This is a genomic window from Nonomuraea sp. NPDC005692, from assembly GCF_040631115.1.
In the GTDB taxonomy this organism is placed as follows: domain Bacteria; phylum Actinomycetota; class Actinomycetes; order Streptosporangiales; family Streptosporangiaceae; genus Nonomuraea.
Genome location: NZ_JBEXYU010000032.1, coordinates 65813 through 88110, shown reverse-complemented (window position 1 = coordinate 88110; position 22298 = coordinate 65813). Strand labels below are relative to the sequence as shown.

General features: G+C 71.3%; 20 protein-coding genes and 1 pseudogene. 9 read left to right on the top strand and 12 right to left on the bottom strand.

Annotated features, from left to right (window positions below; genetic code table 11):
- Positions 1–12 precede the first annotated feature (12 nt).
- A complete protein-coding gene (gene secG, locus ABZ459_RS42245; RefSeq protein WP_090942947.1) occupies positions 13–243 on the top strand; it encodes a preprotein translocase subunit SecG in 231 nt (76 codons plus the stop codon).
- Positions 244–317: 74 nt separating this feature from the next.
- Positions 318–662: an RNA polymerase-binding protein RbpA gene (locus ABZ459_RS42240; protein ID WP_103961760.1), complete on the top strand. Its 345-nt coding sequence runs from the start codon at positions 318–320 to the stop codon at positions 660–662.
- Between the two features lie 49 nt (positions 663–711).
- On the opposite strand, the gene ABZ459_RS42235 is transcribed toward ABZ459_RS42240, so the two are convergent.
- Both ABZ459_RS42235 and ABZ459_RS42230 read right to left on the bottom strand, forming a co-directional pair.
- Complete coding sequence (locus ABZ459_RS42235) at positions 712–2316, bottom strand: amidohydrolase (RefSeq protein WP_357983402.1); 1605 nt, start codon at positions 2314–2316, stop codon at positions 712–714.
- A 29-nt stretch (positions 2317–2345) separates the two neighbouring features.
- The gene (locus tag ABZ459_RS42230; protein ID WP_357983399.1) at positions 2346–3722 is read right to left on the bottom strand and encodes an FAD-dependent oxidoreductase; all 1377 of its coding nucleotides are present in this window, start codon (positions 3720–3722) and stop codon (positions 2346–2348) included.
- 305 nt (positions 3723–4027) lie between these two features.
- Between ABZ459_RS42230 and ABZ459_RS42225 the strand changes: the two genes are divergently transcribed.
- A complete protein-coding gene (locus ABZ459_RS42225; protein ID WP_357983396.1) occupies positions 4028–5044 on the top strand; it encodes a GNAT family N-acetyltransferase in 1017 nt (338 codons plus the stop codon).
- Between the two features lie 371 nt (positions 5045–5415).
- Here the strand turns inward: ABZ459_RS42225 and ABZ459_RS42220 are convergent, their stop codons facing one another.
- A complete protein-coding gene (locus ABZ459_RS42220) occupies positions 5416–5949 on the bottom strand; it encodes an RICIN domain-containing protein (RefSeq protein ID WP_357983393.1) in 534 nt (177 codons plus the stop codon).
- A gap of 328 nt (positions 5950–6277) precedes the next feature.
- Positions 6278–6661 (bottom strand): STAS domain-containing protein, encoded by a 384-nt coding sequence (locus ABZ459_RS42215; RefSeq protein ID WP_357983390.1) that lies wholly within the window; start codon positions 6659–6661, stop codon positions 6278–6280.
- Positions 6662–6827: 166 nt separating this feature from the next.
- Here ABZ459_RS42215 and ABZ459_RS42210 point away from each other — a divergent pair, with 166 nt between their 5' ends.
- Positions 6828–7196 carry a MarR family transcriptional regulator gene (locus tag ABZ459_RS42210; protein ID WP_357983387.1) on the top strand — a complete coding sequence of 123 codons (369 nt, stop codon included), beginning with the start codon at positions 6828–6830 and terminating at the stop codon, positions 7194–7196.
- Between the two features lie 671 nt (positions 7197–7867).
- Positions 7868–8101, top strand: a complete 234-nt coding sequence (locus tag ABZ459_RS42205; RefSeq protein ID WP_357983384.1) for a hypothetical protein — start codon at positions 7868–7870, stop codon at positions 8099–8101.
- A 427-nt stretch (positions 8102–8528) separates the two neighbouring features.
- On the opposite strand, the pseudogene ABZ459_RS42200 reads toward ABZ459_RS42205, so the two are convergent.
- Positions 8529–8945: pseudogene (locus ABZ459_RS42200) on the bottom strand (Clp protease N-terminal domain-containing protein); the annotation flags it as partial.
- Between the two features lie 73 nt (positions 8946–9018).
- Between ABZ459_RS42200 and ABZ459_RS42195 the strand changes: the two are divergent.
- Together ABZ459_RS42195 and ABZ459_RS42190 are read left to right on the top strand one after the other, a co-directional pair.
- Positions 9019–9855, top strand: coding sequence for a hypothetical protein (locus ABZ459_RS42195; protein WP_357983381.1), 837 nt, complete (start codon positions 9019–9021; stop codon positions 9853–9855).
- 39 nt (positions 9856–9894) lie between these two features.
- A complete protein-coding gene (locus tag ABZ459_RS42190; protein WP_357983378.1) occupies positions 9895–10764 on the top strand; it encodes an oxidoreductase in 870 nt (289 codons plus the stop codon).
- A gap of 90 nt (positions 10765–10854) precedes the next feature.
- Here ABZ459_RS42190 and ABZ459_RS42185 read toward each other — a convergent pair whose 3' ends face one another.
- On the bottom strand, positions 10855–11676 hold the full coding sequence (locus ABZ459_RS42185; protein ID WP_357983375.1) for a class I SAM-dependent methyltransferase: 822 nt from the start codon (positions 11674–11676) through the stop codon (positions 10855–10857).
- A gap of 102 nt (positions 11677–11778) precedes the next feature.
- Here ABZ459_RS42185 and add point away from each other — a divergent pair, with 102 nt between their 5' ends.
- Positions 11779–12798, top strand: coding sequence for an adenosine deaminase (add, locus tag ABZ459_RS42180; protein WP_357983372.1), 1020 nt, complete (start codon positions 11779–11781; stop codon positions 12796–12798).
- Positions 12799–12836: 38 nt separating this feature from the next.
- Here the strand turns inward: add and pgl are convergent, their stop codons facing one another.
- The 6 genes from pgl to tkt are packed head-to-tail and all read right to left on the bottom strand — an operon-like array spanning position 12837 to position 20959.
- A complete protein-coding gene (pgl, locus tag ABZ459_RS42175; RefSeq protein ID WP_357983369.1) occupies positions 12837–13610 on the bottom strand; it encodes a 6-phosphogluconolactonase in 774 nt (257 codons plus the stop codon).
- 26 nt (positions 13611–13636) lie between these two features.
- Positions 13637–14551 carry a glucose-6-phosphate dehydrogenase assembly protein OpcA gene (locus ABZ459_RS42170; protein WP_357983366.1) on the bottom strand — a complete coding sequence of 305 codons (915 nt, stop codon included), beginning with the start codon at positions 14549–14551 and terminating at the stop codon, positions 13637–13639.
- A complete protein-coding gene (gene zwf, locus ABZ459_RS42165; RefSeq protein ID WP_357983363.1) occupies positions 14551–16152 on the bottom strand; it encodes a glucose-6-phosphate dehydrogenase in 1602 nt (533 codons plus the stop codon). The genes ABZ459_RS42170 and zwf overlap by 1 nt, the downstream gene beginning before the upstream one ends.
- A 1-nt stretch (position 16153) precedes the next feature.
- Positions 16154–17770 carry a glucose-6-phosphate isomerase gene (locus ABZ459_RS42160; protein ID WP_357983360.1) on the bottom strand — a complete coding sequence of 539 codons (1617 nt, stop codon included), beginning with the start codon at positions 17768–17770 and terminating at the stop codon, positions 16154–16156.
- On the bottom strand, positions 17767–18858 hold the full coding sequence (gene tal, locus ABZ459_RS42155) for a transaldolase (RefSeq protein ID WP_357983357.1): 1092 nt from the start codon (positions 18856–18858) through the stop codon (positions 17767–17769). Before tal ends, ABZ459_RS42160 begins: the two co-directional genes overlap by 4 nt.
- 7 nt (positions 18859–18865) lie before the next feature.
- Positions 18866–20959, bottom strand: coding sequence for a transketolase (tkt, locus tag ABZ459_RS42150; RefSeq protein WP_357983354.1), 2094 nt, complete (start codon positions 20957–20959; stop codon positions 18866–18868).
- A gap of 272 nt (positions 20960–21231) precedes the next feature.
- Between tkt and ABZ459_RS42145 the strand changes: the two genes are divergently transcribed.
- Complete coding sequence (locus tag ABZ459_RS42145) at positions 21232–22176, top strand: heme o synthase (RefSeq protein ID WP_357983351.1); 945 nt, start codon at positions 21232–21234, stop codon at positions 22174–22176.
- Positions 22177–22298 lie beyond the last annotated feature (122 nt).

The window sequence follows — 22298 nt, the reverse complement described above, 5'->3', positions numbered from 1 at the left end:
AACAGGCATACCGTGGAAATCGGAATCTCCATCGCCCTCATCCTGGCGAGCGGTCTCATGATCCTGCTCGTCCTGCTCCACAAGGGCAAGGGTGGCGGCCTGTCTGACATGTTCGGCGGCGGTTTCTCGTCGAACTTCGGTGGTTCCTCGGTGGTGGAGCGCAACCTCGACCGGCTGACCGTCATCACGGGCACCGTCTGGTTCGTCTGCATCATCGCTCTCGGCCTGCTCATGCGGCCCTGAGACAACTGATTAACGCGTGACAGTGATTCTCCCCCCGTGTCACGACGCGGGGCGATCGAGCGAGGAGTTCATCCGTGGGTAGTGGCAACGCGATCCGTGGCAGCCGAGTCGGCGCCGGCCCTATGGGGGAGGCCGAGCGCGGCGAGGCAGCTCCGAGAGTGCGGGTCTCGTTCTGGTGCGCCAACATGCACGAGACGCGCCCCAGTTTCGCCAGCGACGCGGCGGTCCCCGAGACGTGGGATTGCCCACGTTGCGGCCTCCCCGCCGGACAGGACGAGGAGGCCCCGCCTGCCCCGCCCAAGAACGAGCCGTACAAGACGCACCTGGCCTACGTGAAGGAGCGCCGGAGCGACAAGGACGGCAAGGCGATCCTCGAGGAGGCACTGGAGCGCCTGCGCAACAACAAGTCCCCCTGGTAGGCGAGCCGGCGGAAGGGCCCTGGTGCTGGTCACCGGGGCCCTTCGCGCGTCACCGGCCGTGCACCGCCACGCCGTCGACGAACGTCATGCGCACCCGCGTCGTCCAGATGGCGGCCGGGGGCAGCTCGAAGGGGTCGCGGTCGAGCACCACCAGGTCGGCCGGGCGGCCGGGCGCGATCACGCCCGCCGGCGAGCGGTTGATCCAGGCCGACCCCTCGGTGTACGCGCTCAACGCCGTGGCCAGGTCGAGGCGCTGGCCGGGCAGGAACGGCGTCTGCGCCGTCGGGTAGCCCGCGTGCACCGATCCGCCCGGTTCGGTACGGTTCACCGCCACGTGCATGCCCTGGATCGGGTCGGCGTCGGAGACCGGCCAGTCGCTGCCCGCGCAGAACCGGGTGCCGTGCGCCTGGAGGTCCTTGAAGGGGTACTGCCACGACGAGCGCGGCTCACCCAGGAACGGCAGCGTCAGCTCGTCCATCTGGGCGTGGTGGGTGGCCCACAGGGGCTGCAGGTTGGCCGTGACGCCCAGCGCGGCGAAGCGCGGCACGTCGGAGGGCTCGATGATCTGCAGGTGGGCGATGTGGTGGCGGTTGGCCGGGTCGGTGCCCTCGAAGCTGTCCAGGGCCTCGCGCACGGCGCGTTCGCCGATGGCGTGGAAGTGCACCTGGAAGCCCAGCCGGTCCAGTTCGGCGACGTACCGCTTGAGCTTGCCGGGGTCGACGTAGGACAGGCCCGTGCCGCCGCACCGGCAGTACGGCTCCAGCGTCGCGGCGGTGAAGTTCTCCGTGATGCCGTCCTGCATGATCTTGACCGAGGTGGCGGCGAACCGGTCCAGCCCCTCGGCGGCGGCCCGCCTGCGGACCAGGTCCTCGATCTGGTCCTCGCCGCGCGTCCTGTCCCACCACAGCGCGCCCACCACGCGGGCGCGCAGCCGGCCCGCGCGGGCGGCGTCGAGGTAGGTGGGAAGCTGGTCGTCCGAGCCGGCGTACGAGCCCACGATGGCGTCCTGCCAGCCGGTGACGCCCAGCGAGAACAGGTGCCGCTCGGCCTCGGCCAGCGCCCGCGCCTGGTCCTCGGCGGTGGGCCGGGGGGCCAGCAGGCCGACGAGGTCCATCGCGCCCTCGTGCAGGACGCCGGACGGGGTGCCGTCGGCGTCACGCTCGATCCTGCCGTCGGCGGGGTCGGGGGTGTCCCGCCTGATGCCGGCCAGGTCGAGGGCGCGGGAGTTGACCCAGGCGGCGTGGTGGTCACGCTGGATCAGGTAGGCCGGCCGGTCGAGGAAGTCGAGCTGGGAGCGGTGGGGGAGGCCGTTGGGGAAGGCTGACATGTCCCAGCCTCCGCCGTCGATCCACTCTTTTTCTGGATTTTTCGTGGCGTAGTCGGAGATCTTGGCTATGTAGGTGTCCAGGCCGAAAATTTCTGACAAGTCGCACTTTGCTCGTTCGAGTCCGGCTTGTACTGGGTGCATGTGCGCGTCGACGAAGCCCGGGGTGAGCAGGCCGCCGTCCAGGTCGACGGTGTCGTGGCCGGGGGCGAGGCGGGACAGCTCGCCCTCCGGGCCGACGGCGGCGATCACCCCGTCCCGCACCAGCACGGCGTCGCGCCGCACGGCGCCGCCGATGAAGGCGCCGCCACCGCGGAAGAGGATGTTCATGGAGGTTCTCCCTTTTTCTCAGTGCGGGGTCAGTGGCCGGTGATCAGGTCGGCGAAGCGGGCCAGGGCCGAGGTGCGGGGCATGGAACGCTCCCGGTGGTCGGCCACCCGGTACAGGCGGTACATCGCGTGCACCCCCATCCAGCGCAGCGGCTCGGGCTCCCAGGAGCGCACCTTGCGCCCCACCCACGGCAGGGACGTCAGCTCCGTCTCCTCACCGAGTATGAGATCACGGAGCGTGCGTCCGGCGAGGTTCGTCGTGGTCACGCCGTGTCCGGTGTACCCGCCGGCCCAGCCGAGGCCGGTCGCGCGGTCCACGTGCACGGTCGAGCACCAGTCGCGCGGCACGCCCAGCACGCCCGACCAGGCGTGCGCGACCGAGGAGGAGCGGGCCGCGGGAAAGAAGTCGACCAGCAGCCGCCACAGGGCCTCGACCGTCCACTCGTGGGTGCGGCCGCGGGCGTCGATGCGGGAGCCGTACAGGTAGGGACGGCCTCTGCCGCCGAAGGCGATGCGGTCGTCGGCGGTGCGCTGGGCGTACATGTAGTAGTGCGCGAGGTCGCCGAGCAGTTCGGCGCCCCGCCAGCCGACCTCGTCCCAGAAGGAGGCGGGGAGGGGCTCGGTGACGATCATGGAGCTGTTCATGGGCAGCCACTGGCGGCGCAGGCCGTTCAGGCGGGCGGTGAAGCCCTCGGTGGCGCGGATGACGTACGCCGCCCCGACCGTTCCGTACGGGGTCACCGCCCGGCCGGGGGAGATCTCGGTGACCGGGGTGCGCTCATAGACCGGGACGCCGAGGTCGCGTACGGCCCTGGCCAGCCCCTGGGCCAGCTTGGCGGGCTGGATACGGGCGCAGTGGGGGCTCCAGGAGGCCGCCAGGGCGCCCGCCACACGTACGTGCTCCGAGGGGTCGGCCAGGCGCAGGTCCGCCTCCTCGATGCCCCAGGCGCGGGCGGTGGCCACCGAGGCGCGCAGCCGGTCGGCCTGGGCGGGGGTGCGGGCCACGTTCACCACGCCGCCCTTGACGATGTCGCAGTCGATCGACTCGTTCTCGCAGACCGCGATGACCTCGTCGATGGAGGCGTACATCTCGCGCTGCAGGCGGCGGGCGTCGGAGCCGTACCGTTCGTGGGAGCCGGCCAGGTCGCCGGTCAGCCAGCCGCCGTTGCGCCCCGAGGCGCCGAACCCGGCGAACTCCTGCTCCAGCAGCACCACCCGGAGCGAGGGGCGGGCCTTCTTGAGGTAGTACGCGGTCCACAGCCCCGTATAGCCGGCCCCAACGATCGCCACGTCGGCCTGCAGGTCGCCGTCGAGCCGCGGACCAGGCTCCGGCACCCCGGACGAGCGGTACCAGAAGGACACGTCACCGTTGACGAATCCGGACGACAAGGGAACTCGCGCATTCATGGCCCCATATCCTGCTATATCGGGATTAGGTGGCGCATCTCACGACGAAATTCGTGATGAAACCCGTCGGCTGGCGGGCACGGCTCCCAGGAATGCTCCTGTGAGGTCCTTGCGGATCCGGACCACGGTGGACGGGCGACCCCGGACGGCTGCCCTCGCCCCTGGCCTGCGCGCCGCGGCAGCACCTGGCATGGGGCGAGGCACTACCAAGAGACATATCGGCAAACGAAACGGCGGAGCCACTACCGTGTAGCAACCCCGTAACACACCTCTTCCACGCTGGAACCACAACGGAAGGGGACCCCATGGCCTACATGCGCATCCGCGCCACCGTCGACGAGCGACCCGGACGCCTCGCCTCCCTCGCCACCGCGCTGGCCGAGCGCGGCGGCAACATCCTCGGCCTGTCCGTCCAGCCCGACATCACCGGCACCGTCGACGAGTTCGTCGCCGAGGTCCCGGCCCCCGCCGAGGACGTCGCCGCCGCCCTGACAGCCGCCGGTGGACGCCGCGTCCACGTCGTTCCTGCCGCCGCCCACGAGCTCGCCGACGAGACCACTCGCGCCCTCCTCCTCGCCGCCCGCCTGCACGCCCAGCCATGGCGCCTGCCCGCGATCCTGGCCGACCTGCTGCGCGCCGACTCCGCCCGCTGGGCCTACGGTGAGCACGTGAGCGAACTGCCCGACCCCCACCAGCTCGTCATTCCCGTGGCTCCCAAGCGCGTCATCCAGCTGCGCCGCCACGAGCTGCCCTTCACCCTCACCGAGGCCGCTCGCGCCGCCGCCTTCGTTCGGCTCGCCCAGCCGCCCACCGAGCCCGCCGGCAGTGACCGGTCCCTGCGCCTGGCCGACAACACCGAGGTCGACGTCCGCCCCCTGACGGCCGGCTTCCGCGAGGCCGTGCGCGACCTGCACGACCGCTGCACCCCCGCCTCGCGCCGCTTCCGCTACTTCACCGCCATGCCGTCCCTGCCCCCGCGCATGTTCGACCGGCTGTGCGACCGCGACCGCGGCGAATCGATCGTCGCCTGCCACGACGGCCAGGCCATCGCCCTGGCCAGCCTCATGTACTGCGCCGACCCCGGCGCCGCCGAACTCGCCTTCCTCGTCGAGGACAACTGGCAGGGCCGCGGCCTGGGCGCCGCGCTCGCCCGCATCCTCATCGACACCGCCCGCAACCACGGCTTCGCCGAGATCCGCGCCACCATGCTGTCGGACAACATCCGCATGCACCGGCTCATGACCGGCCTGGGGGCCGCCGTCGGCCCCACCGATGATCCCGGTGTGATCGAGGCCCGCCTGTCCGTCGCCGCCATGGTGTGAAACGCGAAGGCGCGGCCCATCAGGGCCGCGCCTTCGCAGGTGCGGACCGCTCCTCACCGGGTGGCGGTCGGCTCCCCATCGCGTCACGACCGACAGGGCCAGGGACCGTTCCTGCGCCCCGGCGCGAAGTCGCAGATCCGGCCACACATACGCTGAACGTCGACGGGGGCGGTGGCGGCGTCCGCTCCCTCGGGTTCCATCAGCCAGAGCGCGACGAGACGTTCGTCAAGCTCGCCGAGCACCGCCACCACGCTCCCGCAGCTGTCCCAGGTGCGCTTCACGCACCGCTGGGCGTCGGGGCCACCAGGTTCGGCGCGAACGTGATGCTCGACCTGCTGTCGGGGAAGGCCACCGCTGGCCACCTCGATGGCTCAGGCGGTGCGCTTGGCCCAGAAGTGCACGCCGATCGGCCCGAACAGCGACAGCGATGTTGCCTGAGGAGACTGGCTCTGCCCCAGGTGCCGGAGGTTGGCGACGTTCTTGGTCGGCAGGGTGCCGCCAGGGCCTGACACGGCGGTGGGGTGGAACCACTTCTGGCTGTCGGTGTTGTCGCATGCGGCCACGACCACGTCCACGGTGTTCTTGGCGGTGAGGCACAGCGGAGAGCCCGTCTCCAGGCTGGCCCGCAGCGTGTAGACGAAGGCGGGCTGCCCGCCGCCGGAGGAGGTGGTCGCGGTCTGCGCCCACTGGCCGAGCGCACTGTTGGTGTCGGCCTTCAGCAGGACGAAGGAGCCGTTGAAGTTCGCTTCCGCGGTCAGGACCAGCTTGGAGGCGTTGCCGCGATATTCGAGCTCCTTGTACACAGTGGCCGCCTGCGCCGGCGAGGCGAGCGAGGCGCCGATTCCGGTGACGCACAGAGCGGCGGCGCACGCAGCGGTACGTCTCAGTGTTCTTGACGTGAACATACATCCCCTTGATGAAGCGGCCCGCCGGATTGCGGGCCTCGGGTAGTACACACGCCGTAGGGCTGGTCGGTCGGCGCACAAATACGCACTGCGCCAGTGATCCCGGGCACAGGGAGAACGGGTGCCATGGGGGATTCCGCCAGTGACAGATGCCCCCGGGGACGCCGGGTGCGCCGGCGCGGCCGCAGCGGGTGAGCGAGGTCGCTGAGCTCGGTGAGGACGCCGTGACGGTCGATTCGGTGCCCGAGATGAAGTGGCGGCGCCGGCTCGCTACGGCCCGGCTGTCAAGGCGCGGGCGTGCATCTGGGTACCCTGCGCAGGCGAGTGGTCAGGCGGGGTTCCGCTCGGGGAAGGAGTCGTCCGCGTTCGGCTCGTCCAGTGCGGTCAGGGCATGGTCGACGCTGGGGTGGATGGTCAGGAAGTCCGCTACGCCGGTGATCTCCAAGAGCCGGGCGGGGATGCCCTGGACGGCCGCCAGATGCAGATCACTTCCGCGCGTGCGCAGTTCGTCGTCCGAGTGGACCAGGACCTGCAGTCCCTTGCTGTCCATGAAGGTCATCGCGGCGAAGTCGAGCACCAGCGGCAGGCCGGCCCGCGCCGCCCGGGTCAGGTACTCCTGTAGGCGGAGGGCGTTGGTGGTGTCGATTTCGCCCGCCACGGTGACCACCACCGCGCCGGGTGCGTCCCAGGAGTCGATCAGTAGCGGGGTCATGACGATGCCCCCTCAGTTTGGTGGTTCACGACAGCGGCTTCCGGTTGGGCATCGCTTCTCCCCGATGTCGGGGACCGTGTGCTTGCCGGGGCACACCCAACGGTAATCCCGAAACACAATACCGGAAAGAGTTTTCTGCACAGCCACTTCGTGAAATGCTGTCGGAATGCGCATCTCCGACACGTCAGTGGAAGCACAAGCCGATGAGGCGGTGGCCGGCCGTGCGGAGGAGCGCTCATGGACCTTCCTCACCCATCACGCCCGGGTGCTGCTGGAGATCGCCCGCCATCCGGAGGCCCGGCTCCGCGACATCGCCGCGACCCTGGGCATCACCGAGCGCACCGTGCAGAGCATCGTCTCCGACCTGCATCAGGGCGGTTATGTCGTCCGCGAGCGGGTGGGCCGCCGCAACCACTACAACCTCAACCTGGACCAGCATTTCCGTTATCCCACCGAGGCGGAACTGCCCATACGCCTGCTGGTGGACATGTTCACCGAGCGAGACCTGCCCGAGAAGGCGCACCAGGACAACTGACCGTAGCCATGATGCGCGAGAACCTGGAGCTCGTCATGGTCGACGACCGCTGCCGCACCGGCCGGCTGCGGGCGCACCAGGGTGCCTCCCGGCGTGTACGAGGCGCCGTCGCCGGGCTCGCAGTCCGGCGCGGCCGTGGGAAGGCCCGGCACGGATTGCCGCGTGCACCCCGCTCGAAGCGTTCAGGAGTCTGCCTTGCTGGTTGGATGACCTTCGCAAACGTTGGTGAGGCGACCGTCCGTCGCCAGCCACGTCGGAGATCCACCCTCAGTGGGGGAGCGGCGATATGACCATTGCCCGCGAGGTGCGCGACCAGTACACGACTGCGGCCTCGCCCCGCGATCAAGCCATTGCCTTCTGGCAAGGATCTCGCCGGGCGACTCCCGCGGCTCGGACACAGAACCGGTAACCAGACTAGGCTTGGGTGTCTTGGGGTGTAGCCGCGAAGGGATCCGATCATCAGCAGCGACTCCGTCTCTCCGTGGGAGGACCGGGCAAGGCGGGTACGTCGCCGCGTCACCGAAGCAGCCGTCCTGGGCGCCCAGCCCCAGAGCGCGGCCGACGTCGTCCAGTGGACCTGCCCGCATGGTCGGCATGCCGGACATGGCTGCGTCGCCTGCTATCACGCCGGTGCCGACGTCGGTCCGACGCAGCCGCTCTGGGAGGTCGCGGTGTGGTTCACCACAGAGCGGCCGATCCCGATCAGGGCGTTGCAGGACGTGCACCGCCACGACCGCGACCTCACCCTCACCCAGCCGGCGACGCCCCTCGTCTACCTCTTGAGCGCACGCGTGAGGGCTGCCCTGGGCGCGGAGGCGGTGGCGGGAGTGGTGGGGTTCCTGGTGCAGAACAGGCACATCGTCGACGAGTTCACCGTGACGGAGATCCGCGCCGCCCATTCCTGACCGCTGTGAACGCGCGCCTGGCCGACGGGCGTGACCGGCCTCCGTGGTGCGATCTGACCAGCGCGGCCCGGCGGCTGGCGCGGGGTGGCGGCCGCGTACTGGTCAGGCACATGTGGGGGAGGCGGGGAGCCCTGACACGACCGCTCCCAGGCCGAGCGGGTCGGCCGGTACGCCAAGCCCGCCTGACGTGCGCGATGTGTGGACCCCGGACATGGGGCTGCCGGTCGGCGGGCGGGCCTCAGCCCAGGCCCTCCTCGCGCGGCCCCTCCTCCCCGGGCTCGTCCGGGGCGGCGGCGGGGCCGATGCCCAGGTGGCGCTCGATGCGTTCCAGGCTCTCCTCGATGCGGGTGAGCCGTTCGGCGAGCACCGAGCCGCCGCCGAAGTACACCTCCGTCGGCCGTTCCCTGGTGCCGCGGCCCACCCGGTCGAGCAGGCGCTGCCGGACGTCGGCCAGGTCGGCGCCGGTGTCCGCCAGAGCCTGGGCGGCCAGCCCCTCGCCCTCCCTGATCAGCCCGAGCAGGATGTGCTCGGTGCCGATGTAGTTGTGGCGCAGCTGCAGCGCCTCGCGCAGGGACAGCTCCAACACCTTCTTGGCGCGCGGTGTGAAGGGGATGTGCCCGCTCGGGGAGTTGGCCCCGCGGCCCACCTCGCGCTCCACGAAGGTCCGTACGTGCTCCAGCTCCACGCCGCAGCCGTCGAGCACCAGCGCGGCCAGCCCCTCGCCCTCGTGGATGAGGCCCAGCAGGATGTGTTCCGTGCCGATGTAGTTGTGGCTCATCTGCCGCGCCTCCTCCTGGGCGAGCACGACGACCCTGCGCGCACGGTCGGTGAAGCGTTCGAACACCGGGGGCCTCCGTTCGACTGGGGCTGCCTCCACTATGCGCTACAAACCGCGCCGTGTGGGGTATTTGTCCTGTGTGGATCTTGACGAGGTGGCCGGCCGCCTCTACGCAGTCCCGCCGGCGGAGTTCACCGCCGCCCGCGCGGCCGAGGTCCGCGCGGCCAAGGAGGCGGGCGACGTACGGCTCTCGCGCGACATCGCGAAGCTGCGCAAGCCCACCGTCTCGGCCTGGGCGGTCAACAGGCTGGCCCGGGAGCACCCCGCCGAGCTGAACGAACTGCTCGGCGTGGGGGAGCGGCTGCGTGCGGCCTGGCAGGCGCAGGACGCCGAAGCGCTGGCCGAGCTGACCCGGTCGCGTGGCGAGGTGACCGCCAAGGTGGCGAGGCTGGCCAGACAGGCCGGCGGTCTGTCGGCGGCGGCCTCCTCGGAGGTGGACCAGACACTGGACGCCGCCGTCGTGGACGCCGGCGCCGCCGACCAGGTGCGGGCCGGCCGCCTGGCCAAACCGCTCAGCTACAGCGGCTTCGCCCCCGCCCCTTCCGCCGCACCCGCCACCGGGCCCGCCGCCGCGCCCTCCAGTGAGCCCCGGCCCGCGTCGCGCGGGCGAGGGCAGGCCGGGAAGGACGCGGCGGCCGAGGCACGAGCACGGGCGGAGGCCGAGGCCAGGCAGGCCCGAGAGGCCAAGGAGGCCAAAGAAGCCGCGAAGGCGAAGGAGCGCGCGGAGGCGGAGGCCGCCCACCGGGAGTGGGCCGAGGCACTGGACTCGGTCACCCGCGACTACGACGAGCGCGCCGAGAAGGTCGCCCGGCTGGAACGCAAGCTCGCCAAGGCACGCAAGCGGCTGGAAGAGGTCCGGCAACGTCTGGAGGTCACCCGCCGCGAGGAGCGCCACGCCCGCCGCCGACTGGACTAGGGTGCACGAAACGCGTTCGTACACCTGCAAGGAGGGGCGATGGCCCCCTGGACGCCCGCCGACATCCCGGACCTCACCGGCACAACGGCCATCGTGACCGGCGCCAACAGCGGCATCGGCCTGTCCACCGCCCGCGAGCTGGCCCGGCACGGAGCCCGCGTCGTCGTGGCCGCCCGCTCGGCGGACAAGGGCGAGGCCGCCGTGGCGGAGATCCGGCGGGCCGTGCCGGGGGCCGACGTCGCGTACGGCGCCCTCGACCTGGCCGACCAATCCTCGATCCGGCGCTTCGCCGACACGGTCGACAGAGTGGACCTGCTGGTCAACAACGCCGGGATCGGCCTGGTCCCCCGTCAGGTGACCAAGGACGGCTGGGAGCTGCAGTTCGCCACCAACCACCTCGGCCACTTCGCGCTCACCGGGCTGCTTCTGCCACGGCTCCTGGCCGCCCCGCACGCCCGCGTGGTCACCGTCTCCAGCGACGCGCACTCCATGGGCCGGCTCGACTTCGACGACCTCGCCCTGGACAGCGGCTACCGCCGGATGAGCGCGTACGGACGGTCCAAGCTCGCCAACCTGCTCTTCGCCCTGGAGCTCCAGCGGCGGGCCGGCAGCGCCGGTGCGGGCCTGATCAGCGTGGCCACCCACCCGGGTGCCACCGCGACCCGCTTCGTCAAGCTGGGGCCCCTGCAGCCCCTCCTGCGCCTGTTCCTGCAGTCGGCCGACGCCGGCGCCGCCCCCTCCCTGTACGCCGCCACCTCGCCGGACATCACCGGCGGCGAGTTCGTCGGACCCCGGCTGAAGCTGCTCACGCCCTCGGAGACGGCCAGGTCCGAGGAGGTCGCCCGGCGGCTGTGGGAGGTGTCCGCGCAGCTCACGGGCGTACGGTTCGAGGAGCTCGCCCACCGCTGAGGAACGTGCCGCGGCCCTGAAGCACAAGCTGAGGGCTGTCCTCGCCGCAAACCGGTCAGGGGCCTCGGCGGCGTGCTGGCCCCGGCCGGGTCAGCGCAGACCGCGGGCCAGGTGGGCGCAGACGGGGAAGCCCGTGGTGGCGTACGGGGCGGCCAGGCGGTCGTAGCAGGCCCGAACGCGGGCGTAGGTCTCCGGCGGCTGGCGGGCGATCGTCTCGAAGCGCGGGCCGCCGGCCTCGACCACGCCGCTCCACCAGGCGGTGACGTCCACCCGGTGCCGCCAGCGCAGCGTCCGCACGTCCACGGCGGTGAAACCCGCCTCCGCCAGCAGCCCGGCGAAGTGTTCCGGCCGCTCCACGGCGGCGAAGGGGCGGACCGGAGGCTCGTACGGCACCCCTGCCGCCGCCAGGGCCTCGGCGAAGACGTTCGTGGCCGTCATCTCGTCGGACTTCCACCAGGTCAGCCCGACGGCGCCGCCGGGACGCAGCACCCGGCGCAGCTCCGCGAGCGTCGCCGGGACGTCGGCGACGTGGTTGACGACGAAGTTGCCCGCCACGGCGTCGAAGGAGGCGTCCTCGAACGGCAGGACGGGCAGGGTGGCCCGGCGGACCGTGGCGGCGGGGTGGCGGCGGGCGACCAGCTCCAGCATGGCGGGGTCGGCGTCCACGGCGGTGACCTGGGCGCCGGCCGCGAGCGCGGCCGCCGTCACCACGCCGGTGCCACATCCGACATCGAGAACCCGCTCCGGACGTCGCTCCACCCGGGCTTCCGCACCGGGGGGCGCGCCAGCGCCCGGGGTCACGGCGTCTCCTGCGGTCACGTCGGCGCCGCGGGTCACTGCGGCGAGCAGCGGTTGGACGGTGTGCGAGCTGAGCCGCGCGAACCCGCGGTCGTAGGCCTCAGGATCCCTCACGGACCAGGAGCCTACCCCCACGGCACGAATCCTGACATCTTAAGGTGAAATTTCGCCCCTTTCCCTGTTTTGAGGGGAAATCTCGGGCTTATGGTCTTCGCCATGACCATCGACGCCTTCATCGACGCGCTGCCCAAGGTGGAGCTGCACGTACATCTGGTCGGATCGGCCTCGGTCGACACCGTGCTGAAGCTGTCCCGGCGGCATCCCGGCAGTGAGGTCCCGACCTCCGAGGAGGAACTGCGCCGCTTCTACACCTTCCTCGACTTCCCCCACTTCGCCCGCGTCTACCAGGCCGTCAACAGCCTCGTCCGCGAGCCCGAGGACGTCGCCACCCTCGTCCTCGGCCTGGCCAGGGACCTTGCCGGGCAGGGCGGCCGGTACGCCGAGCTGCAGGTCACCCCGTACGCCCACCACATGGTCGGCATGCCCATGCGCGAGGTGACCGAGGCCCTCGACCTAGCCGCCCGGCGCTCCCTGACCGACCACGGGGTGGAGATGGCCTACATCTTCGACATCCCCGGCGAGTACGGCGAGGAGGCCGCCCGGATCACCGTCGACCACGCTCTGCGCGAACCTCCCGCCGCATTGGTAGGTTTCGGCATCGGAGGCATCGAACAGGACCGCCCCAAGTACCGCGACGCCTACCGCGACGCCTTCTCCGCCGCCCGCGCCGCCGGCCTGCACAGCGTCCCGCACGGCGGCGAGATGAGCGGCCCCGAGACGATGTGGGAGGTGATCGAGGGCTACGGCGCCGAGCGCATCGGCCACGGCATCAACTGCCTGTCCGACCCCCGCCTGGTCGCCCACCTGCGCGAGACCCAGCTCCCCCTGGACGTCTGCCCCACCTCGAACGTCTGCACCGGCCAGGTGCCCGACCTCGCCGCCCACCCGCTGCCCCGGATGCTGGAGGAGGGCCTGTACGTCACCCTCAACAGCGACGACCCGCCCATGTTCGCCACCACGCTGGCGGGGGAGTACCGCGCCGCCGCCCACGTGCTCGGCCTGGGCGCCCCCGAGCTGGCCCAACTCGCCCGCAACGCGGTGAACGCCTCCTACCTGACCGCCGACCGCAAGCAGACCCTCCTCAAGGAGATCGACACCCTGACCGCCGACATCTGACGGCCAGGAAGCGTCGTGCGCCCCGACCCGCGTTGAGGTCAGGGGGAGGCCAGGCGGCCCAGTTCTGGGGGGATCTTGGCGGCGGCGGCGCGGTCGAGCAGGAACAGGGTGCCGGCTCGGCCGCGGGCGCCGGCGGCCGGCACCTGGACGTGTCCCGAGTCCGACAGGGCCAGGCGTACCGCGCCCGACTTCTCCTCGCCGGCCGCCACCACCCACACCTCGCGCGCCGCCTGGATGGCGGGCAGGGTCAGGGAGATGCGGGTGGGGGGCGGCTTGGGGGAGCCGTGCACGGAGACGACGGGGCGCGTGTCGTACAGGGCGGGCATGCCGGGGAACAGCGAGGCCACGTGCGCGTCGGGGCCCATGCCGAGGAGCATGACGTCGAAGGCTGGCACCGGGCCGTGGTCCTCGGGGCGGGCCGCGGCGCGCAGCTCGGCGGCGTACGCCTCGGCCGACTCCTCGGCCGTCATGCCGGAGTCGGGGCCGCGCATGACGTGGATCCGGCCGGGGTCCAGGTCCACGTGGTCGAGCAGCGCCTGGCGGGCGCCGGTCTCGTTGCGTTCCTTGTCGCCGGTGGGCACGAACCGTTCGTCGCCCCACCAGACGTCCAGGCGCCGCCAGTCGACGGCGTCACGGGCGGGCGTGGCGGCGATGGCGGCCAGCGTGGCGATGCCGACCGTGCCACCGGTCAGCACGATCGAGGCCGACCCCTTGGCCGACTGCACGTCGACCAGGCGCGTGATGATGCGCGCCGCCACGGCCTTGGCCAGGACGTCGGCGTCGCGGTGCACGACAACGTTGGGAACGCTCACGACACTTCTTTCTCAAGTGGAGGGGGTCAGCCCTTGTACGTACGGGCGAAGCGCTTGACGGCGGCCTCGTAGACCTCGTCGCTGTCCAGCCGGCGCAGCTCCTCGGCCATCAGCTCGGAGGTGTGCCGCCTGGCCAGCGCCACGTTCCGGTCCGGCTGACCGGGACGCGACAGCGTGGCCAGCCGCGCGTCGGAACGCATGACCGACAGCTCGCCGTCGCCGGTCTGCAGCCGTACGGCGGTCAGGCCGGGACCGGCCGACTCGCCCACCTTGACCGGCGCGCCCAGCCGCTCCGACAGCCAGGCCGCCAGCAGCGGCGCGCTCGGGTGCCCGGGACTGGCCTCCACCATGCCCTTGCGCACCTTGCCCACCGGCTGGTCGAACGCGGCGGCCAGCAGGCTGCGCCACGGCGTCAGCCGGGCCCAGGCCAGGTCGGTGTCGCCGGGGGCGTACCCCTTGGCGCGGGTGACCAGCGACGCGGCGCCGCCGTTCTCGAAGCCCTTGGCGTCGGTGATGCGCCGCTGGGCCAGGGCGCCGATCGCGTCCTTGGACGGCACGTCGGGGGCCGCGCCCGGCCACCAGGCCACCACGGGGGTGTCGGGCAGCAGCAGGGGGCTGACCACGGAGTCGGCGTGCTGGGTCAGCTCGCCGTACAGGCGCAGCACCACGACCTCGCCGGGCGTGTTCTCGCCGATGCGCAGCTCGGCGTCGAGCCGGTTGGGCTCGGCCTCCTCCCGCTTGATCACCACGATGATGCGCGAGGGGTGCTCGCGGGCCGCCTCGGTGGCGGCGCGCAGCGCGTCGTACTGGTGGCGCTCCTCGGAGACCACCACGAGGGTCAGCACCATGCCGATGGCGGGGGCGCCCATCTGGTGGCGCAGCAGCATGAGCTGCGCCGAGATCTTGCCGGCCGTCGTGTCCGACAGCATGAAAGTCGTCACTAGAGTCTCCTCCACACGCGGCCGTCGCGCGCCATCATCGCATCGGCCGACTCCGGGCCCCACGAGCCCGACTCGTAGCCCTCGGGCTGTCCCTGCGTGGCCCAGAAGTCCTCGATCGGGTCGAGGATCGTCCAGGACAGCTCGACCTCGCGCTGGTGCGGGAAGAGCGGCGGGTCGCCGATCATGACGTCGAGCAGCAGCCGCTCGTACGCCTCGGGCGAGGACTCCAGGAACGACTCGCCGTAGGCGAAGTCCATGGACACGTCGCGCACCTCCATGGCGGTGCCCGGGACCTTCGACCCGAACCGCACGGTGATGCCCTCGTCCGGCTGCACGCGGATAACCAGGGCGTTCTGGCCCAGGATCTCGGTGTCGGTCTTGCTGAAGGGCAGGTGCGGCGCCCGCTGGAACACCACGGCCACCTCGGTGACCCGGCGGCCCAGCCGCTTGCCGGTACGCAGGTAGAACGGCACTCCGGCCCACCGCCGGTTGGCGATCTCCAGCTTGACGGCCGCGTACGTCTCGGTGGTCGACTCGGCGGAGATGCCCTCCTCCTGGAGGTAGCCGACGACCTTCTCGCCGCCCTGCCACCCGGCCGCGTACTGGCCGCGGGCGGTGTTGAGCCCCAGGTTGGACGGCAGCCGCACCGCCTTGAGCACCTTCTCCTTCTCCCGGCGCAGCGCGGAGGCGTCGAAGGAGGTCGGGTCCTCCATGGCGACCAGCGCGAGCAGCTGGAGCAGGTGGTTCTGGATCACGTCGCGGGCCGCGCCGATGCCGTCGTAGTAGCCGGCGCGCCCGCCGATGCCGATGTCCTCGGCCATGGTGATCTGCACGTGGTCGACGAAGCTGCGGTTCCAGATGGGCTCGTACAGGTTGTTGGCGAAGCGCAGCGCCAGGATGTTCTGGACCGTCTCCTTGCCCAGGTAGTGGTCGATCCGGAAGATCGAGCTCTCCGGGAACGCCGACGTGGTGATCTCGTTCAGCTCGTGGGCCGACTTCAGGTCATGGCCGAACGGCTTCTCGATGACCACCCGCCGCCACGACCCCTCGGGCGCGTCGGACAGCCCGGTGCGCTTGAGCTGCTCGACCACCACGGGGAAGAACTTGGGCGGGACGGACAGGTAGAAAGCGTAGTTGCCGCCCGTGCCGCGGGTCTGGTCGATCTCCGCCAACGCCATCGCCAGCGCGTCGAAGGCCCCGTCGTCGGAGAACTCGCCCGGGACGAAATGGATGCCTTCGAGGATCTGCTTCCAGACCTCCTCGCGGAACGGCGTACGCGCGTGCGCCTTGACCGCGTCGTGCGTCAACTGCGCGAAGTCCTGGTCCTTCCAGTCGCGCCTGGCGAAACCGACCAGCGAGAAACCGGGCGGCAGCAGGCCGCGGTTGCCCAGGTCGTAAATGGCCGGCAGCAGCTTGCGCTTGGCCAGGTCGCCCGTCACGCCGAACAGCACCAGCACGCACGGCCCCGCCACCCGCGGCAGCCGCTTGTCACGCGGGTCGCGCAAGGGGTTGGCCTCGGCGACTCCCAATGTCGTGGCGGTGTTCGCCACGGCCGCCGCCACCGCGACGACCTCCTCTTCAGGAGATGCTTCGTCAGTCATCTCAAACCTCCTGTGCGGCTGCGAGCAAATGCGCGACACCCGTCGCGCGGTCCGTCAAGTGCAGGCGTACGGCGGGCCGGCCGCGGGTCTCCAGCGCGGCCAGGTCGCCCAGCGCCTGCGCGAGCTGGAGCCGCCCCAGCGTGTACGGCTGTCCCGGGACGGCGACGTCGTCGGTCACCGCCCCCGTGATCTGCAGGAACACGCCGTTCTGCGGCCCGCCCTTGTGGTATTGGCCGGTCGAGTGCAGGAAACGCGGCCCCCACCCGAACGTCACCGGCCGGTTGGTGCGGATGGCGAGCAGGGCGCGCAGCGTGGCCGCGTCGGCCATCATCCACGCGTCGGTCATCTGCTCGAAGTCGGCCCCCTCGGGCACGGGCGCGTCGAAGGCGGCCAGCCGGTCGAGGTAGGCCATCACGGCCAGGTAGCCGTCGTGCGGGATGGCCTTCAGCAGCTCGGCCAGCACACCGGGCAGGTCGTGGGAGCGGACCGCGCCGTAGACCTCGACGGGCCCGTCGACCAGCGTGGGCGCGCCGAGCGGCAGGTCGGGCAGGGCCAGCAGGGCCGCGGTGTTCTCCTTGGACTCGGCCACGTTCGGCTGGTCGAACGGGTCGATCTCCAGCAGCAGCCCGGCCACGGCGGTCGCGTACTCCCAGACCAGGAACTGGCCGCCGAGCGGCCCGTCGACGCGTACGGCGCCGTTGTCGGACTCGATCGCGACGACCAGCTCGTCGCCGGTGTGGTTGGGGTCGGCGTTGACGATCGGCAGGATGCCCCTGCCCTGCTTGCCGGTGGATTCGGCGACGAGCTGCTCGATCCAGTCGGGCAGCCCGTTGATGCCGGAGAGCTGGTCCTCCAGCACGAGCTTGTCGCGCCCGGCCAGCGCCGCGCCGCCGAGGGCCGCGCCCAGGTCGAGGCCGGGGTTGCCGGTGTCGAGGGACAGCAGCGGCAGCACCTCCTCGGCGTCGTCGAGCAGCCGCTCGACGTCGGCCCCGGCCAGCGCGCTCGGCACCAGCCCGAACGCCGACAACGCCGAATAGCGGCCGCCCACGTCGGGGACGGCCAGGACCAGGTGGTAGCCGCCGTCGATCGCCCGCTGCTCCAGCGGCGAGCCCTGGTCGGTGACGACCACGATCCGGTCGGCGGGCGAGATGCCCGCCTCGGTGAAGATCTGTTCGTAGATGCGCAGGTGGCAGTCGGTCTCGACGGTCGAGCCGCTCTTGCTGGCCACCACCACGACCGTGGACTCCAGCAGGTCGGTCAGTGCCCGCCGGACCTGCGCGGGGTCGGTCGTGTCGAGCACGGTCAGCGGCACGTCGGCGGTCTGGCAGATCACCTCGGGGGCCAGCGACGAGCCGCCCATCCCGGCCAGCACCACGTTCGTCAGGCCCTCGGCGCGCGCCCGCTCCACGAGCTTGCCCAGCTCGGGAAGGAGCTCGCGGGAGGTGCGCGGCAGCGTCAGCCAGCCGAGCCGGACCGCCGCCACCGCCTCGGCGTCCTCACCCCACAGCGTGGGGTCGCCGCCGGCCAGCCGCGCGGGCACGCCGTCGGCGACGAGGCGCCCCGCGACGGAGGAGGCGGCCGCGGCCACCCCCTCCTCGCGGTAGGACACCTCGATCATGGCACCAGATTCTTGGTGACGCTCTCCAGCAGCTCGTTCCAGGACGCCTCGAACTTCTCGACGCCCTCCTCCTCCAGGACGCGCACGACGTCGTCGTAGTCGATGCCGGCGTCCTTGAGCGCGGCCATGGTGTTCCAGGCCTGCTCGTAGAAGGGGCGCACGGTGTCGCCGGTGACCTGGGCGTGGTCGGCGGTGGCGTCGAGGGTCTTCTCCGGCATCGTGTTGACGGTGCCGGGGGCGACGAGCTGGTCGACGTACATGGTGTCGGAGTAGTCGGGGTTCTTCACCCCGGTCGAGGCCCACAGCGGGCGCTGCGGACGGGCGCCCGCGGCGCGCAGGCGCTGCCAGCGCTCGGAGCTGACGACCTCCTCGTACGCGGCGTAGGCCAGGCGCGCGTTGGCGATGCCGGCCTTGCCCTTCAGCTCCGGCTTGCCGAGCTTGTCGAGCCGCTTGTCGATCTCGGTGTCGACGCGGCTGACGAAGAACGAGGCCACCGACTCGATCGTGGCCAGGTCCAGGCCCTTGGCCTGGGCGGCCTCCAGGCCGGCCAGCCAGGCGTCCATGACCGCGCGGTAGCGCTCCAGGGAGAAGATCAGCGTGACGTTGACGCTGATGCCCTCCGACAGCGCCTGCGTGATCGCGGGCAGGCCCTCGAGGGTGGCCGGGATCTTGATGAACAGGTTGGGCCGGTCGACCATCCACCACAGCGCCCTGGCCTCGGCCACGGTCTTCTCGCTCTCGCGGGCCAGGCGCGGGTCGACCTCCAGCGAGACGCGGCCGTCCACGCCGCCGGTGGCGTCGTAGACCGGGCGCAGCACGTCGGCGGCCCAGCGGATGTCGTACGTGGTGATGGCGCGGACGGCCTCCTCCACGGTGACGCCGCGTACGGCCAGGTCGTGGAGCTGGGCGTTGTAGGCGTCGCCCTTGCTGAGCGCGCTGGCGAAGATCGTCGGGTTGGAGGTGACCCCGACGACGTTCTTCTCGCGGATCAGCTGGTCGAGGTTGGCCGTGCGCAGCCGTTCGCGGCTGATGTCGTCGAGCCAGATGGAAACGCCCTGGCCGGACAGCTTGTTGAGGTTGTCGCTCATCTTCTTCTCAGTTTCCCGTCGTCTCGCCCTTGTCCTGACCCAGCTTGGCGAGGCTCGCCTTGGCCGCGGCCGCCACGCGCTCGGCCGTGAGCCCGAACTGCTCGTACAGCGTCTTGTACGGCGCCGAGGCGCCGAAGTGCTCCAGGCTGACCACTTCGCCGCACTCGCCGACGAACTGGTGCCAGCCGAGCGCGACGCCGGCCTCGACCGCGACCCGAGCCCTGATCGAGCTCGGCAGGACGGTCTGCCGGTAAGCGGAGTCCTGCCCGTTGAACCACTCGACACACGGCATCGACACCACTCGTGCCGGGATGCCCTGCGCCTCCAGCAGCTCGCGGCCCTGGACGGCCACCTCGACCTCGCTGCCGGTGGCGATGATGATCACGTGCGGCTGGCCGTCGGACGCCTCGCGCAGCACGTAGCCGCCACGGGCCACGCCGTCGGCGCTCGTGCCCTCGTAGACCGGGACGTTCTGCCTGGTCAGAGCCAGGGCGGCGGGACGGTCGGTGTGCTCCAGGATCGTCTTCCACGCGTGCGCGGTCTCGTTGGCGTCGGCCGGGCGGACGACGTCGAGGCCGGGAATGGCGCGCAGCGCCCACAGGTGCTCGATCGGCTGGTGGGTGGGGCCGTCCTCGCCGAGACCGATGGAGTCGTGCGTCCAGACGTAGGTGACCGGCAGCTTCATCAGCGCGGCCAGGCGCACCGAGGGGCGCATGTAGTCGGAGAAGACCAGGAACGTGCCGCCGTAGGGGCGGGTGCCGCCGTGCAGGGCGATGCCGTTGAGAATCGCGCCCATGGCGTGCTCGCGGATGCCGAAGTGCAGCGTGCGGCCGTAGCGGTTACCGGGGAAGTCCTTGGTCTGGTACTCCTCGGGGATGAAGGACGGCTCGCCCTTCATCGTGGTCAGGTTCGACTCGGCCAGGTCGGCCGAGCCGCCCCACAGCTCGGGCAGCACCGGCGCCAGCGCGCCCAGCACCTCGCCGCTGGCCTTGCGGGTGGCCATCGAGGAGCCGGTCTCGAACTCGGGCAGGGCCGTGGCCCAGCCGGCGGGCAGCTCGCGGTGGGAGATGCGGTCGAACTCCTTGGCCCGCTCGGGGTTGGCCAGGCGCCATTCGGCATAACCCTTGTCCCACTCGGCACGCTCGGTACGGCCCCGGGCGACCACCTCACGGGCGTGCTGCAGCACCTCGGCCGGCACGTCGAAGCTCTTGGCCGGGTCCATGCCCAGGATCTCCTTGGTCGCGGCGATCTCCGCCTCGCCCAGGGCCGCGCCATGGATCTTGCCGGTGTTCTTCTTGTTCGGCGCCGGCCAGCCGATGATCGTGCGCAGCCGGATGAAGGAGGGCCGGTCGGTCTCGGCCTTGGCCGCCTCCAGCGCCTCGTACAGCGCCTGGACGTCCTCCTCGTACTCGCCGCCGGCGGTCCAGTCGACGCTCTCGGTGTGCCAGCCGTAGGCCTCGTAACGCTTGACGACGTCCTCGGACTTGGCGATGAGGGTGTCGTCCTCGATGGAGATGTGGTTGTCGTCGTACAGGACGACGAGGTTGCCGAGCTTCTGGTGGCCGGCCAGGGCGCTGGCCTCGTGGCTGATGCCCTCCTCGATGTCGCCGTCGCTGACGAAGCACCAGATGTGGTGGTCGAACGGCGAGGAGCCGCGCTCGGCCTCGGGGTCGAACAGGCCGCGCTCACGGCGGGCCGCCATCGCCATGCCGACCGCGTTGCCCAGGCCCTGGCCGAGCGGGCCGGTGGTGGTCTCCACGCCGGCGGTGTGGCCGTGCTCGGGGTGACCCGGGGTCAGGCTGTCCCACTGGCGCAGCCGCCGCAGGTCGTCGAGCGTGAGGCCGTAGCCCGACAGGTAGAGCTGGATGTAGAGCGTCAGGCTGGTGTGGCCGCACGACAGCACGAACCGGTCGCGGCCCGCCCAGTTGGGGTCGCTGGGGTCGTGGCGCATCACGCGCTGGAACAGCAGGTATGCGGCGGGGGCCAGGCTCATGGCGGTGCCGGGATGACCCGAGCCCGCCTTCTCGACTGCGTCCATCGCCAGGGCCCGGACGACGTCGACGGCCTTCTTGTCGAGGTCGGTCCATTCAAGGGCTGGCACGAGTTCGGTGCTCAAGTGCTCGATCTCCGGAATCTAGTTGTCATTTGGCAGTACCTGTTGGCTATCCCGCCCACACGGGACCCTAACCGAGTGGAGCTGGCGATCGATTCCCATTCCACCCTCGCGTGTCCATGAATGGCGCAAGCCCCCCATTGGCCGGACCGTCCGCCCCTGCGACTACAGTTTGGTTGTTCGCAGAGGCGCCACGGCGCCACTCATCGATCCGCTCTAATCAGAGGTTACGCGTTGACTCCGCACAGGCTGGAAGCGCCTTGACGGTGCTGACCAACAGGCAGGCCACGGCCCCCTCGACCGAGCCCGGGGCGCCGCGCACGTTCGGCATGGTCGTGAAGGCCTACGTCGCGCTCACCAAGCCGCGGATCATCGAGCTGCTGCTGATCACGACCCTCCCGGTGATGTTCCTGGCGGCCGGCGGCCTGCCGCCGCTGTGGAAGTCGATCGCCGTCATGGTCTTCGGCACCCTGTCGGCGGGCAGCGCCAACGCGCTCAACTGCTACGTCGACCGCGACATCGACCAGAAGATGCGGCGCACCCGCCGCCGGCCGCTGGCCAGGCACCAGGTGTCGCCGCGCGGCGCGCTGGTTTTCGGCATCGTTCTGGGGATTTTGTCCACTGTTGGCCTGTGGCTCACCACCAATTGGCTGGCCGCGGTGCTGTCCACCGGCGCGATCCTGTTCTACGTCATCGTCTACTCGATGCTGCTCAAGCGCCGCACGGCCCAGAACATCGTCTGGGGCGGCATCGCGGGCTGCATGCCGGTCATGATCGGCTGGGCGGGCATCACCGAGCGGCTCGACTGGGCGCCCCTGGTGCTGTTCGGCGTGGTGTTCTTCTGGACCCCGCCCCACACCTGGACCCTCGCCATGCGCTACAAGGAGGACTACGCGGCGGCCAAGGTGCCGATGCTGCCGGTGGTGGCCACCGAGCGGCGGGTGATCCTGGAGTCCGTGGCCTACACCTGGGCGACCGTGCTGTGCTCGCTGGCCCTGTGGCCGGTGGCCGGCACCACGCTGTTCTACCCGGTCGTCGCGGCCGTGCTCGGCGTGGTCTGCCTGTGGGAGGTCCACCGCCTGCTGGCCCGGCTCAACGCCGGCAAGAGCGGCGTCGACCTGCGCCCGATGCGCTTCTTCCACTGGTCCAACGCCTACCTCGCGCTGCTCTTCCTCGCCGTCGCGATCGACCCGCTGCTGGCCTGACCGCCGTGACCGTCCTGACCGCCGTGCGCGACGCCCCAGAAGCGCGTGTCCGGACGGTGAGGAGTGCCTGTCCCGCGCGGGCGGTCGGCACGGACCCCGGCCCTTCGATCCGTTAAAGTCAC

Excerpts from the sequence above, each read along its gene's own strand:
- ABZ459_RS42235 (WP_357983402.1), bottom strand. The coding sequence starts at position 2,316 with ATGAACATCCTCTTCCGCGGTGGCGGCGCCTTCATCGGCGGCGCCGTG.
- ABZ459_RS42230 (WP_357983399.1), bottom strand. The coding sequence starts at position 3,722 with ATGAATGCGCGAGTTCCCTTGTCGTCCGGATTCGTCAACGGTGACGTG.
- ABZ459_RS42225 (WP_357983396.1), top strand. The coding sequence starts at position 4,028 with ATGGCCTACATGCGCATCCGCGCCACCGTCGACGAGCGACCCGGACGC.
- ABZ459_RS42220 (WP_357983393.1), bottom strand. The coding sequence starts at position 5,949 with ATGTTCACGTCAAGAACACTGAGACGTACCGCTGCGTGCGCCGCCGCT.
- ABZ459_RS42215 (WP_357983390.1), bottom strand. The coding sequence starts at position 6,661 with ATGACCCCGCTACTGATCGACTCCTGGGACGCACCCGGCGCGGTGGTG.
- ABZ459_RS42210 (WP_357983387.1), top strand. The coding sequence starts at position 6,828 with ATGCGCATCTCCGACACGTCAGTGGAAGCACAAGCCGATGAGGCGGTG.
- ABZ459_RS42190 (WP_357983378.1), top strand. The coding sequence starts at position 9,895 with ATGGCCCCCTGGACGCCCGCCGACATCCCGGACCTCACCGGCACAACG.
- add (WP_357983372.1), top strand. The coding sequence starts at position 11,779 with ATGACCATCGACGCCTTCATCGACGCGCTGCCCAAGGTGGAGCTGCAC.
- zwf (WP_357983363.1), bottom strand. The coding sequence starts at position 16,152 with ATGACTGACGAAGCATCTCCTGAAGAGGAGGTCGTCGCGGTGGCGGCG.
- ABZ459_RS42160 (WP_357983360.1), bottom strand. The coding sequence starts at position 17,770 with ATGATCGAGGTGTCCTACCGCGAGGAGGGGGTGGCCGCGGCCGCCTCC.
- tal (WP_357983357.1), bottom strand. The coding sequence starts at position 18,858 with ATGAGCGACAACCTCAACAAGCTGTCCGGCCAGGGCGTTTCCATCTGG.